Source organism: Trabulsiella odontotermitis (assembly GCF_001297775.1).
Taxonomy (GTDB): domain Bacteria; phylum Pseudomonadota; class Gammaproteobacteria; order Enterobacterales; family Enterobacteriaceae; genus Trabulsiella; species Trabulsiella odontotermitis.
In genome coordinates, this window is record NZ_LIFX01000001.1 from 80,048 (window position 1) to 93,419 (window position 13,372).

Annotated in this window: 9 protein-coding genes; 1 reads left to right on the plus strand and 8 read right to left on the minus strand. The window is 56.0% G+C overall.

Features of this window, described 5'->3' with window-relative positions; translation table 11 throughout:
- Positions 1 to 12 precede the first annotated feature (12 nt).
- The 3 genes from AOY23_RS22420 to glpE are packed head-to-tail and all read right to left on the minus strand — an operon-like array spanning position 13 to position 1,991.
- Entirely contained in the window at positions 13 to 771 is a 759-nt protein-coding gene (locus AOY23_RS22420) for a DeoR/GlpR family transcriptional regulator (protein ID WP_054177893.1), read from the minus strand.
- Positions 772 to 789: 18 nt separating this feature from the next.
- Positions 790 to 1,620 (minus strand): rhomboid family intramembrane serine protease GlpG, encoded by an 831-nt coding sequence (gene glpG / locus AOY23_RS22425; protein ID WP_054177894.1) that lies wholly within the window; start codon positions 1,618 to 1,620, stop codon positions 790 to 792.
- A gap of 44 nt (positions 1,621 to 1,664) precedes the next feature.
- Complete coding sequence (gene glpE / locus AOY23_RS00400; protein ID WP_054177895.1) at positions 1,665 to 1,991, minus strand: thiosulfate sulfurtransferase GlpE; 327 nt, start codon at positions 1,989 to 1,991, stop codon at positions 1,665 to 1,667.
- 191 nt (positions 1,992 to 2,182) lie between these two features.
- Between glpE and glpD the strand changes: the two genes are divergently transcribed.
- On the plus strand, positions 2,183 to 3,691 hold the full coding sequence (gene glpD, locus AOY23_RS00405; RefSeq protein WP_054177896.1) for a glycerol-3-phosphate dehydrogenase: 1,509 nt from the start codon (positions 2,183 to 2,185) through the stop codon (positions 3,689 to 3,691).
- A gap of 39 nt (positions 3,692 to 3,730) precedes the next feature.
- Here the strand turns inward: glpD and glgP are convergent, their stop codons facing one another.
- From glgP to glgB, 5 genes are all read right to left on the minus strand, one after another.
- A complete protein-coding gene (glgP, locus tag AOY23_RS00410; protein WP_054177897.1) occupies positions 3,731 to 6,178 on the minus strand; it encodes a glycogen phosphorylase in 2,448 nt (815 codons plus the stop codon).
- 17 nt (positions 6,179 to 6,195) lie between these two features.
- Complete coding sequence (gene glgA / locus AOY23_RS00415; RefSeq protein ID WP_054177898.1) at positions 6,196 to 7,629, minus strand: glycogen synthase GlgA; 1,434 nt, start codon at positions 7,627 to 7,629, stop codon at positions 6,196 to 6,198.
- Entirely contained in the window at positions 7,629 to 8,924 is a 1,296-nt protein-coding gene (gene glgC / locus AOY23_RS00420; RefSeq protein ID WP_054177899.1) for a glucose-1-phosphate adenylyltransferase, read from the minus strand. The genes glgA and glgC overlap by 1 nt, the downstream gene beginning before the upstream one ends.
- Positions 8,925 to 9,005: 81 nt before the next feature.
- Positions 9,006 to 10,988, minus strand: coding sequence for a glycogen debranching protein GlgX (glgX, locus tag AOY23_RS00425; protein WP_054177900.1), 1,983 nt, complete (start codon positions 10,986 to 10,988; stop codon positions 9,006 to 9,008).
- Positions 10,985 to 13,171 (minus strand): 1,4-alpha-glucan branching enzyme, encoded by a 2,187-nt coding sequence (glgB, locus tag AOY23_RS00430; protein ID WP_054177901.1) that lies wholly within the window; start codon positions 13,169 to 13,171, stop codon positions 10,985 to 10,987. The genes glgX and glgB overlap by 4 nt, the downstream gene beginning before the upstream one ends.
- Positions 13,172 to 13,372: the final 201 nt, after the last annotated feature.

Below are 13,372 nucleotides of genomic sequence, written 5' to 3' on the forward strand. Positions count from 1 at the left end.
AGGGCGAAGGCATCAGCACAATTCCAGCTGGATGTTGTTATCCACAATCACCTGCATAATGCCGTTGGGCGGCATCGCATCAGTATACACCGCATCGACCATGCTGATGCTGCCCATGTTCACCATCGCGTTACGACCGAATTTGGAGTGATCCACCACCAGCATTACGTGGCGCGAGTTTTCAATGATCGCCCGCTTGGTGCGCACTTCGTGATAGTCAAACTCCAGCAGCGAGCCATCGGTGTCGATGCCGCTGATGCCAAGAATGCCGAAATCCAGGCGGAACTGAGAGATGAAGTCGAGGGTGGCTTCGCCAATGATGCCACCGTCGCGGCTGCGCAGCTCGCCACCGGCAAGAATGACGCGGAAATCGTCTTTCGCCATCAGCGTGTTGGCCACGTTCAGGTTGTTGGTCACTACGCGCAAATCGCTGTGCTCAAGCAGCGCATGCGCCACCGCTTCCGGCGTGGTGCCGATGTCGATGAACAAGGTTGCGCCATTGGGGATTTGACTGGCGACTTTGCGGGCGATACGTTCTTTTTCGCCGGTCTGGGTGGCCTTACGGTCATGCCATGACGTGTTAACGGAACTGGACGGCAGCGCCGCACCGCCGTGGTGGCGCAGAATCATCTTCTGCTCGGCCAGATCGTTCAGATCGCGGCGGATGGTCTGCGGGCTGACAGCAAACTGTTCGACAAGCTCTTCGGTACTGACATAACCCTGTTTTTTGACCAGCTCGATTATCGCGTCATGACGTTGTGTCTGCTTCATGGAAATTCCCTGGAAATTTTATGTTCGTTTTCGCACATTCACCGTATCGGCAAACGCCATGGCCAGTCCCACCGCCAGACCCGCAACGTGAGCGCCATTCGCCATCGCCATGCCGAAAAGATCAAACCACCCGGCAACCAGCCAGATTAATGAGAAGATGATCAGGCCGCGCTGCAGATAAATTCCGCTTTGTGGATCGCGTTCGCCACGCAGCCAGACGTAGCCCATCAGGGCGTAAACCACACCGGATAACCCACCAAACCACGGACCACTGAATTTCTGCTGGATAAACCCACTCAGTAGCGCGCTCACTATCGTAATCACGATCAGTTTGCCGCTGCCAAGACGCTTCTCAACCGCTCCGCCAAGATACCACCACCATAACAGGTTGAAGAGGATATGCAGAACGGAGAAGTGCATGAAAGCGTGAGTAAAGTAACGCCAGAGTTCAAATTTAAGAGAGGGATCAAATGGCCAGGCAAGCCACACCATCACCGTTCTGTCACCCAGCGCATTCATGATAAGAAAAATCGCGATGCACAGGATCATGATGACCAACGTGACGGGGCCAGCGTTTCCGCGCAGCGTCGCGAGAAACGGGAAACGACGATACTGCAGCCCGCTATTGGTATGCCCGGCCTGCCAGCTGGCGGCGAGATAACGAGGGTCGGCAGGGTTTTCCAGGAACAGCGCCAGTTCGCGCTGAACGCGATCGGCCTGGCTTTGATCCGCCAGCCAGACATCCGTTTGCGTATGTTGCTGAATTGTCAGAATGATCCCCTGCGTCGCCATGTAGTCAACGAACGCCTGGGCAACACGCGGATTGGTAAACGAAGTAATCATCAACATACGGAGGACCGCTTTTTCCACACAAAGGGAGACAGTATACCGTCTCAGGCGTCGTGCGCTACCTCAGACGGGAAATGTCGGTGCCAGGCGTCAAATCCACCGTCCACGCTGTAGACCTGGTCGTAGCCCTGTTGCAGCAAATATTCTGCCGCGCCTTTGCTGCTGTTGCCGTGATAGCACATCACCAGCACCGGCGTTTCAAAACCGTTCTCGCGCATAAACGCGCCCAGCGTGTCGTTAGTCAGGTGGAACGCGCCGGGGGTATGGCCTAATGCGTAGCTTTGCGGATCACGGATATCCACCAGCACCGCCGCGCCCTGATGCAGTTTCTGATGGGCTTCTTCTACGTTAATACATTCAAAGTGATCCATGGTGTTCTCTTTATTGATGGCAGGTCTATAGATTTTACCGTCAGCTATACCGTAAGACGGCAGAGAAATACTAATTTGTTATACGCATCACTCCAAAATGTTTTTTCGATGTTACCAAAAGCGCGTTTGTTTGCTATGATGAGCGATATCGAACATTTATGAGCTTTAACGAAAGTACGTGAGGGTGCAGCATGGAAACCAAAGATCTGATTGTGATAGGTGGAGGCATTAACGGTGCCGGTATCGCGGCAGACGCCGCAGGGCGTGGTTTATCCGTGTTGATGCTGGAAGCCCAGGACTTAGCCGCCGCGACATCAAGCGCCAGCTCAAAACTGATCCACGGCGGGCTGCGCTACCTTGAACACTACGAATTCCGTCTGGTCAGCGAAGCGCTGGCCGAGCGTGAAGTGCTGCTAAAAATGGCGCCGCACATCGCCTTCCCGATGCGTTTTCGCCTGCCTCACCGCCCGCATCTGCGTCCGGCATGGATGATCCGTACCGGCCTCTTTTTATATGATCACCTCGGTAAACGTACCAGCCTGCCCGGCTCTACCGGTTTGCGTTTTGGCGCGGAATCGGTGCTGAAACCGGAAATCGTGCGCGGTTTCGAATATTCTGACTGCTGGGTCGACGACGCCCGTCTGGTGCTGGCGAATGCCCAGATGGTGACGAGCAAAGGGGGTGACGTGATGACCCGCACCCGCGCGACCTCTGCAAAACGTGAAAACGGAATGTGGATTGTCGAGGCTGAAGACATCGATACCGGCGAAAAATACAGCTGGCAGGCGCGCGGTCTGGTTAACGCCACCGGCCCGTGGGTGAAACAGTTCTTTGACGACGGTATGCATCTGCCGTCGCCGTACGGCATTCGTCTGATCAAAGGCAGTCATATTGTGGTGCCGCGCGTGCATACGCAAAAACAGGCCTACATTCTGCAGAACGAAGATAAACGCATTGTCTTTGTGATCCCGTGGATGGATGAGTTTTCTATCATTGGTACCACCGATGTTGAATATCACGGCGATCCGAAGCAGGTTGAAATCGACGAAGGCGAAATCAACTATCTGCTGAAAGTCTATAACGCGCACTTTAAGAAACCGCTCACCCGCAACGACATCGTCTGGACTTACTCCGGCGTGCGTCCGCTGTGTGATGATGAGTCCGATTCACCGCAGGCGGTGACCCGCGATTACACGCTGGATATCCATGACGAACAGGGTCAGGCGCCGTTGTTGTCAGTGTTTGGCGGTAAGCTGACCACCTACCGTAAACTTGCGGAACACGCGCTGGAAAAACTGACGCCGTACTATCAGGGCATTGGCCCGGCCTGGACCAAAACAGCGGTACTGCCTGGCGGAGAGATTGGCAGCGATCGTGATGAATACGCCGCCCGCTTGCGCCGCCGTTATCCGTTTATCAGCGAGTCGATGGCGCGTCATTACGTCCGCACCTACGGCAGCAACAGCCAGTGGGTTTTAGGCGAAGCGAAATCGCTTGAGGATCTCGGTGAGCACTTTGGTCACGACCTGTATGAAGCGGAGTTGCGCTATCTGGTCAAACACGAATGGGTGCGCCGGATGGACGATGCGCTGTGGCGTCGAACTAAACTCGGTATGTGGCTGAATGCGGAAGAACAGTCCCGCGTCGCCCAATGGCTGACGCAACATGCGGGAAAGCGTGAGATGCCGCTGGCATCGTAGTCATCAGAAAAATGCCCGGCGGTTGCCGGGCATTCGGTATTACAGTCTCACCGGATCAATATGCCAGATGCTTTCGGCGTATTCTTTGATCGTACGGTCGGAAGAGAAATAGCCCATGTTGGCGATGTTGTGCATCGCTTTGTTGGTCCACTCTTCCGGCTGACGATACAGCTCATCCACCTTATCCTGACAATCCACATAGCTGCGGTAATCGGCCAGTACCTGATAGTGGTCGCCAAAGTTGATCAGCGAATCCAGCAGGTCGCGGTAACGGTTCTGATCATCCGGGCTGAAGACGCCGGTACCAATTTGCGTCAGCACCTGATGCAACTCGTCATCCTGCTCGTAGTAGTCACGCGGTTTATAGCCGCTGCGACGCAACGCTTCCACCTCTTCCGCCGTATTACCGAAGATAAAGATGTTATCCGCGCCGACGTGCTCCAGCATCTCCACGTTTGCGCCATCGAGCGTACCGATAGTCAGCGCACCGTTCAGACCAAACTTCATGTTACTGGTGCCTGAGGCTTCCGTACCGGCCAGCGAGATCTGCTCGGAGAGATCCGCCGCCGGGATGATCAGTTGTGCGAGGCTCACGCTGTAGTTCGGGATAAACACCACTTTCAGCTTGTCGCCAATCTGCGGATCGTTGTTGATCACCTTCGCCACATCGTTGATCAGATGAATAATGTGCTTCGCCATGTAGTACGCCGACGCCGCTTTACCGGCAAAGATGACCACGCGCGGCACCCACTGCGCCGTGGGATCAGCCTTGATGCGGTTATAGCGGGTGATGACATGCAGCACGTTCATCAACTGGCGCTTGTATTCATGAATGCGCTTGATCTGCACATCGAACAGCGCTTTCGGGTTCACCACCACATTCAGTTGCGAGGCGATGTACAACGCCAGGCGCTTTTTATTCTCCAGCTTGGCACGCTGCACCGCCTGATTCACCGCCGGGAAATCAATGTGCTGTTCAAGGTCGACGAGCTGGCTCAAATCGGTACGCCAGGTCTGGCCGATGTTTTCATCCAGCACTTCAGATAGCGGCGGGTTCGCCAGCGCCAGCCAGCGACGCGGCGTAACGCCGTTGGTGACGTTGGTAAAGCGCATCGGGAAGATACTGGCGAAATCAGCAAACAGCGACTGAACCATCAGGTTGGAGTGCAGCTCCGAGACGCCGTTGACCTTGTGGCTCACCACTACCGCCAGCCATGCCATACGCACGCGGCGACCATTAGACTCATCAATCAGCGACGTGCGGTTCATCAGGGCGGTATCGTTCGGATACTGCTCCTGCAACGTCTTCATAAAGTAGTCGTTGATTTCAAAGATGATTTGCAGATGGCGCGGCAGAATTTTACCCAGCATATCCAGCGGCCAGGTTTCCAGCGCTTCGCTCATCAGCGTGTGGTTGGTGTAAGAAAAGACCTGACAGGTCACTTCAAAAGCTTCGTCCCAGGTGAACTTATGTTCGTCAATCAACAGGCGCATCAGTTCCGGAATCGACAGCACCGGGTGGGTGTCGTTCAGGTGGATGGCAATTTTGTCCGCCAGATTGTCATAGGTTTTATGCAGCTGGTAATGGCGGCTCAGGATATCCTGAATGGTGGCGGAGACGAGGAAATACTCCTGCCGCAGTCGCAGCTCACGCCCCGAATAGGTGGAGTCATCCGGGTAGAGCACGCGCGACACGTTCTCAGAGTGGTTTTTATCTTCCACCGCCGCGAAGTAATCACCCTGGTTGAATTTCCCGAGGTTGATTTCGCTACTGGCCTGCGCGTTCCACAAACGCAGGGTGTTGGTGGCGTCAGTATCGTAACCAGGGATGATCTGGTCATAGGCCACGGCCAGGATCTCTTCGGTTTCAATCCAGTGGGTTTTCTTTCCTTCCTGCTGGATACGACCGCCGAAACGCACCTTGTAACGGGTGTTATGGCGCTTAAATTCCCACGGGTTACCGTATTCCAGCCAGTAGTCCGGGGACTCTTTCTGCCGCCCGTCGACAATGTTCTGGCGGAACATCCCGTAATCGTAGCGAATACCGTAACCACGACCCGGCAAGCCAAGCGTGGCCAGCGAATCGAGGAAACAGGCCGCCAGTCGACCCAGCCCGCCGTTACCAAGACCGGGGTCATTCTCTTCATCAATCAGCTCTTCGAGATCGAGCCCCATCTCTTCCAGCGCGTTTTTGACGTCATCATAAATACCCAGCGACAGCATCGCATTGGAGAGCGTGCGGCCAATCAGGAACTCCATCGACAGGTAGTACACCTGGCGGGTTTCCTGCGAGAGCTGCGCGCGGTTCGAACGCAGCCAGCGCTCCACCAGACGATCACGAACGGCGAACAGCGTCGCGTTCAGCCATTCATGCTTGTTGGCGATCGCCGGATCTTTACCGATGGTGAACATCAGTTTATAGGCGATAGAGTGCTTCAGCGCCTCGACGCTGAGTGTGGGTGATGCATAGCTAAACGGTACATTCATAGCAATGATTCCTGTGATTACATCAGGCGCTGGTACAGCTCACGGTACGAGTGAGCGGCGACATGCCAACTAAAGTCCATTCCCATTGCCTGACGCTGGACGTAACGCCAAAGCGACGGACGCGACCACAATACAAACGCGCGCCGAATCGCCCTCAGCAGTGACCAGGCATTGCTGTCCTCAAAAGCAAAACCGCTGGCGACACCGTCAGCCAGGTTTTCCAGCGAGCAGTCAGAAACGGTATCCGCCAGCCCACCGGTACGACGTACCAGCGGCAGCGTGCCGTACTTCAGCCCGTAAAGCTGTGTTAAGCCGCACGGTTCAAAACGGCTCGGCACCAGAATCACGTCAGAACCGCCCATGATGCGATGCGAGAACGCTTCGTGATAGCCGATCTGCACGCCAACCTGCCCGGGGTATTCCGCTGCGGCCGCGAGGAAACCCTCCTGCAGCACCGGATCGCCCGCGCCCAGCAGCGCCAGTTGCCCGCCCTGCTCAAGCAGACCCGGCAGCGCTTCCAGCACCAGATCCAGTCCCTTCTGACTGGTGAGACGGCTGACGACAGCGAACAACGGCACTTTCTCGTCAACCTTCAGCCCCATGGCAATTTGCAGCTGACGCTTGTTCTCCGCTTTCTCCTCCAGCGTGTCGCGGGTATAACGCGCCGCCAGCAGGAGATCGGTTTCAGGGTTCCAGATGGTGTCATCCACACCATTAAGGATGCCGGACAGACGCCCCTCAAGGTGACGCTGACGCAGCAGCCCTTCCATGCCATAGGCATACTGCGGTTCAGTAATTTCCCGCGCGTAGGTCGGGCTGACCGCCGTAATATGATCAGCGTAGTAGAGCCCCGCCTTCAGAAACGAAATCTGACCGTTGAACTCCAGCCCGTGCATGTTAAAAAACGCCCATGGCAACTGGATGTCATTCATATGGTGCGCATAAAACTGCCCCTGATAGGCCAGGTTGTGCACCGTAAACACCGATTTCGCCGGTTTCCCACGCGCCGCCAGATAGGCCGGGGTGAGCCCGGCATGCCAGTCGTGCGCATGAACGATTTCCGGGCGCCAGAACGGATCCAGCCCGCAGGCCATTTCACATCCCACCCACCCGAGCAGCGCAAAGCGCACCACATTATCACTATAGTCGTACTGATTCGTGTCGTGATAAGGGCTTCCCGGACGATCATAAAGATGAGGCGCATCAATCAGATAGATACCAACGCCGTTAAAGTGACCGAACAGCAGCGTAACCCGCCCGGCGAACGTATCACGACGCGTCACCACCTGTGCGTCAGGGATCCCGCGTCGAATGTCAGGAAACGCAGGCAAAAGTACCCGGGTATCAATGCCTTCCGCAATCTGAGCCGCCGGTAATGCCCCTAATACGTCAGCCAGGCCGCCTGTTTTCAGCAGCGGAAACAGCTCAGAACAAACATGTAAAACCTGCATTATCGCTCCTGTTTGTAGCCCAGGTTGCGCAACATATCGCGCGTAACCAGCACAATTCCTTCCTCTGAACGGTAGAAGCGACTTGCATCTTCTTCCGCATTCTCACCAATCACCATCCCTTCAGGGATAACGCAGGCCCGGTCGATAACACAGCGGCGCAGACGACACGAACGGCCGACCCACACATCGGGTAATAAGACTGCCGAATCAATGTTACAGAAGGAGTTCACCCGCACGCGCGGGAACAGTACCGACTGCACCACCACGGAGCCGGAGATGATGCAACCGCCTGAAACTAATGAGTTCAGCGTCATGCCGTGACTGCCGGAGCGGTCCTGAACAAATTTTGCCGGTGGCAGGGATTCCATATGGGTACGAATCGGCCAGTTCTGGTCGTACATATCCAGTTCCGGCATCACCGACGCCAGATCAAGGTTCGCTTTCCAGTAGGCTTCCAGCGTCCCCACGTCGCGCCAGTAAGGCTCGGATGTCTCATCTGACTGCACGCAGGAGAGCGGGAACGGATGCGCGTACGCGTCGCCTGCTTTGGTAATTTTTGGAATGATGTCTTTGCCGAAATCGTGACTGGAATTCTCGTCGTGATCGTCCTCTTCCAGCAGTTCGTACAGGTAGTCGGCATCAAAGACGTAGATCCCCATACTGGCGAGCGATTTGGTGCTGTCGCCTGGCATGGTCGGCGGATTGGCCGGTTTTTCGACAAAATCGATAATTTTTTCATCTGCATCGACCGCCATCACGCCAAACGCGGTCGCTTCCGCCACCGGCACCGGCATACAGGCCACTGAACAGCGCGCGCCTTTTTCGACGTGGTCGATCAACATGCGGGAATAGTCCTGCTTGTAGATATGGTCGCCCGCGAGGATCACGACGTATTCCGCTTTATAGCGACGAATAATATCGAGGTTCTGCGTGACGGCATCGGCGGTGCCGCGATACCAGTTTTCACCGTGAACACGCTGTTGCGCGGGCAGCAGGTCGACAAACTCGTTCATTTCTTCGCTGAAAAATGACCAGCCGCGCTGAATATGCTGCACCAGTGAGTGGGATTGATACTGGGTGATGACACCGATACGGCGAATACCCGAGTTCAGGCAGTTCGATAACGCGAAATCGATAATACGGAATTTGCCGCCGAAATGGACCGCTGGTTTTGCACGCTTTATGGTTAAATCTTTCAGTCGGGTGCCACGGCCGCCTGCGAGGATCAACGCAACGGATTTAAGGGGCAGTTGACGCGCCAGCATCAACGGATCGTTTTTATCTAGCCTAACCATGATTCACTCCTTTTATTCATGCTCGTTAGAGCTTCGACATGTCATCCCTGGATTACCTGTTCGCAGGCAACCTCAATGATGTCATGCTGTTGACCTCTCAAATACGCACACTCCGTGCGCGGGCCCATGCCAGATGGCCATGGTGACCGGATTATCCTCTCCGGCAAAGGGAGGAACGGCATGCCATTCTCCCGAGGGTAAAACAATTTCTGCAACGTCCTGCGTGCCGTTAAACGCGATGAGCCAGCGATCGGAAAGCAGAATTTGCATCCGCTTAACACCGTGTTGCCATGCTTCAGCGCTCAACGGTTGCGCATCCTGACCGAGCCACCGCACGTTGCCATCACCCTCCTGCCACCATGCGTCCCGGATCAATGCCGGTATGCGCTGGCGCAGATGAATCAACGCGGCGGTGAACGCCGTCAGACCACTGTTTGCCTTTTCCCAGTCGAGCCAGGTTAAGGCGTTGTCCTGACAGTAAGCATTATTGTTCCCGTGCTGGCTGTGACCGTGTTCATCACCGGCCAGCAGCATCGGCGTCCCCTGGGAAAGCAGCAACGTCGTCATCAGAGCGTGGACGCTGGTGCGCCTGCGCTCTGTCACGTCAAAACTGCCGCCTAATCCCTCTATACCATGGTTATTGCTGTGGTTATTGTTAGTCCCGTCGCGATTTTCTTCGCCATTCGCTTCATTATGTTTTTCATTGAAACAAACGCAGTCTCGCAGGGTAAAACCGTCATGCGCGGTGACCAGATTGACTGATGCCGACGGCAGACGGCCATTGCGTTTGAACACATCGCTGGACGCGGCAAAGCGGGTGGCAAATTCGCCCAGCGACAGGTTCTGCTGCAGCCAGAAGCGGCGGGCAGCATCGCGGAAATGATCATTCCATTCCGCAAAGGGTGCGGGGAAATTCCCCACCTGATAACCGCCCGGGCCAATGTCCCAGGGTTCGGCAATCAGTTTGACTTTCGATAACACCAGATCGGCGTGGATCGCCGTAAACAACGGCGCGTCCTGGCGAAATTCCGGGGTGCGCCCCATCACTGACGCCAGGTCAAAACGGAAACCGTCAACATGGCACTCGTCCACCCAAAAACGCAGACACTGACGCGCTAACTCCACAACGCCAGGCTGACTGAGATTGAGCGTGTTTCCGCAACCGGTCCAGTTGTGATAATCACCGTCTTCTCTAATCCAATAATAGCTACTGTTATCAATTCCGCGCAGTGAGACGGTCGGGCCTTCGAGATCGATTTCCGCGCTGTGGTTGAGGACCACATCAAGGATCACCTCTATTCCCGCGGCATGCAGCGCTTTTACCGCATCGCGAAATTCCTTCAGCGCCGTCTCCGGCGAGGTGGCGTAACGCGGGTTAAGGGCAAATAATGCTAATGGATTGTAGCCCCAGTAGTTGCTGAGCCCCATCCGCTGAAGCCGCGGTTCATCGGCAAAATGCGCGACCGGCAACAGCTCCAGCGCGGTGATCCCTAACTGTTTGAGATAGTTGATCATCACCGGATGACCCAGCGCGCTATAGGTGCCGCGCTGCGCCTCGGGGATCGCCGGGTGCAGCCAGGTCAGGCCCTTGACATGCGCCTCATAGATAACGCTGTTGCCCCACGGTATGGCGGGCGGCGCGTCGTCTTCCCAGTCATAGCCTAAATCCACCACCACAGAAACGGGCGCCACCCCGGCGCTGTCGCGGGGATCAGGCGTGTCCCAGCCGCCGTGCAACACAGGGTTGTCCTGCAGATAGCCATCGACGCGGTGCGCGCAGGGATCAAGCAGCAGTTTCGCCGGATTAAAGCGATGCCCTTTTGCCGGATCCCACGGACCATAAACCCGGTAGCCGTAGCGCAATCCTGGATGTACATCCGGCAGATAACCGTGCCAGATATCACCGCTGCGTGATGTCAGGGGGAGACGTCGCTCGGCGCCCTTGTCATCAAACAGGCAAAGTTCTACCCGCTCCGCGTGAACGGAAAAGAGCGCAAAATTCACCCCTTTCCCGTCATAGCTTGCGCCCAGCGGTGACGGAGCACCGGCTGTCAGTCTGGTCATTCGCCCTCCCGCACCAGCCAGATCGTGGCAAGCGGCGGCAGCGTAATGCTAAGGGAGTTCGGCCGACCGTGGCTTTCAATCGCCTCACTTTCCACTACGCCGCCGTTACCGGCATTACTGCCGTGGTAGTGCATGGAGTCGGTATTCAGTTCTTCGCGCCAGCGGCCCGGCTGGTTAATGCCGAAGCGGTAGTTGTGGCGCGGAACCGGGGTAAAGTTACTGGCAACAATGATTTCGTTACCCTGCTTGTCGCGGCGAACAAAGATCAGCACTGAGCGTTCATGGTCGTCTACCACCAGCCATTCGAAGCCGTAGGAATCAAAATCAAGCTCGTGCAGCGCTTTGTGATGACGATAGGTGTGGTTCAGATCGCGCACCAGGCGCTGTACGCCGTGATGCCAGTTATCGCCGCCTTCGAGCAGATGCCAGTCGAGGCTGCTGTCATGATTCCACTCGCGGCCCTGGGCAAATTCGTTGCCCATGAACAATAATTTTTTGCCCGGGAAGGCATACAGCCAGCCGTAGTAGGCGCGCAGGTTGGCGAATTTCTGCCACGCGTCGCCCGGCATACGGTCGAGGATCGATCGCTTACCGTGCACCACTTCGTCGTGCGAGAGCGGCAGTACGAAGTTTTCGGTGTTGTTGTAGAGCATGCCGAAGGTCAGCTTGTCGTGGTGATACTGGCGATGCACCGGGTCAAGTTTCATGTAATCGAGCGTGTCGTGCATCCAGCCCAGATTCCATTTGTACCAGAAGCCGAGACCGCCCATCGACGCCGGGCGCGAAACGCCAGCGAAATCTGTCGACTCTTCCGCCATACTCACCGCGCCCGGCACCTGTTCGCCGAGAATACGGTTGGTGCTGCGCAGAAACTCAATTGCTTCGAGGTTTTCACGACCGCCGTGTTCGTTGGGGATCCACTCGCCCGCTTTACGGCTGTAGTCGCGGTAAATCATTGACGCCACCGCATCCACGCGCAGCGCGTCAATGCCGAAACGCTCGATCCAGTACAGCGCGTTACCCACCAGGTAGTTCGCCACCTCACGGCGACCATAGTTGTAAATCAGCGTATTCCAGTCCTGATGATAGCCTTCGCGCGGATCACTGTGCTCATACAGCTCGGTACCATCAAACTTCGCCAGCCCGAAATCATCGGACGGGAAATGGCCTGGCACCCAGTCCAGGATCACATTCAGCCCGGCGGCATGCGCGGCGTTAATGAAATAGCGGAAATCATCGCGGGTGCCGAAACGGCGGGTTGGCGCGTACAGCCCGGTCGGCTGATAGCCCCAGCTACCGTCAAACGGGTGTTCATTCACCGGCAGCAGTTCGATGTGGGTAAAGCCCATCCATTTCGCATAGGGAACCAGCTGATCGGCCAGTTCGCGGTAGCTCAGCCAGAAGTTGTTATCGGTGTGGCGACGCCACGAGCCGAGGTGCACTTCATAAATGGCGATCGGCGCATCGAAGTCGTTGGCGCGCCTGCGCTCTTCGCTCTGCACCACTTTCTCCGGCAAACCGCAAATCAACGACGCGGTTTCCGGGCGCATCTGGGCTTCAAAGGCGTAAGGGTCCGCTTTAATACGCAGTTTGCCGTGAGCGTCGATCATCTCAAACTTGTAGAGCTGACCGTTGTGCGCGCCTGGCACAAACAGTTCCCAGATACCGGATTCGCGACGCAGACGCATCGGATGACGGCGGCCATCCCAGTAATTGAACTGCCCGACGACGGAAACGCGGTGCGCATTAGGCGCCCAGACGGAGAAGCGGGTACCGGTGACGCCGTCCATCGTATCAGCATGCGCGCCGAGGGTTTCATAAGGGCGCAGGTGCGTGCCTTCCGACAGCAGCCAGGCGTCCATCTCCTGCAACAAGGGGCCGAAACGATAAGGATCGTCAATCAGATTCTGTTGACCGTGCCAGGTGACGGCGAGTTGATAACGAAAAGGGTTTTTCCTGCGGGGTAAGAGACCCCAAAAAAAGCCGCGGGAATCGAGGCATTCGAGTTTACCAACTTTGCGCCCGGTTTTGGGTTCAATGACCCAGACATCCGTCGCGTCAGGTAAAAGTGCGCGGACTTCCAGTCCGTCGTCAGTACGATGCATGCCAAGAATCGAAAAAGGGTCGGCAAAATGACCGGCAAACAACGCATTGATCACGTCTCTATCGATACGATCAGACATGGTTTTCTATCCTGTTTTTTGAGTGTCACCCTCTTCCACAACTGCGGTGACATTTTTGACCTGAACGGTGCAGCATGTTGACTGTGCATCTTCCCTGCTCCGTCCTACCCTCAGCTAAGGTTGAAATACATTACCTTGCTTAAAGCATAGCCAACGCTTTATTTGGCTCCCGAGAAAAAATTAAACATCTGCGCGTCCTCC

What these genes read in the sequence shown, in the direction of transcription:
- glpG (WP_054177894.1), bottom strand. Translation starts at nt 1,620, where the DNA reads ATGTTGATGATTACTTCGTTTACCAATCCGCGTGTTGCCCAGGCGTTC.
- glpE (WP_054177895.1), bottom strand. Translation starts at nt 1,991, where the DNA reads ATGGATCACTTTGAATGTATTAACGTAGAAGAAGCCCATCAGAAACTG.
- glgX (WP_054177900.1), bottom strand. Translation starts at nt 10,988, where the DNA reads ATGACCAGACTGACAGCCGGTGCTCCGTCACCGCTGGGCGCAAGCTAT.
- glgA (WP_054177898.1), bottom strand. Translation starts at nt 7,629, where the DNA reads ATGCAGGTTTTACATGTTTGTTCTGAGCTGTTTCCGCTGCTGAAAACA.
- glgP (WP_054177897.1), bottom strand. Translation starts at nt 6,178, where the DNA reads ATGAATGTACCGTTTAGCTATGCATCACCCACACTCAGCGTCGAGGCG.
- glpD (WP_054177896.1), top strand. Translation starts at nt 2,183, where the DNA reads ATGGAAACCAAAGATCTGATTGTGATAGGTGGAGGCATTAACGGTGCC.
- glgB (WP_054177901.1), bottom strand. Translation starts at nt 13,171, where the DNA reads ATGTCTGATCGTATCGATAGAGACGTGATCAATGCGTTGTTTGCCGGT.
- AOY23_RS22420 (WP_054177893.1), bottom strand. Translation starts at nt 771, where the DNA reads ATGAAGCAGACACAACGTCATGACGCGATAATCGAGCTGGTCAAAAAA.
- glgC (WP_054177899.1), bottom strand. Translation starts at nt 8,924, where the DNA reads ATGGTTAGGCTAGATAAAAACGATCCGTTGATGCTGGCGCGTCAACTG.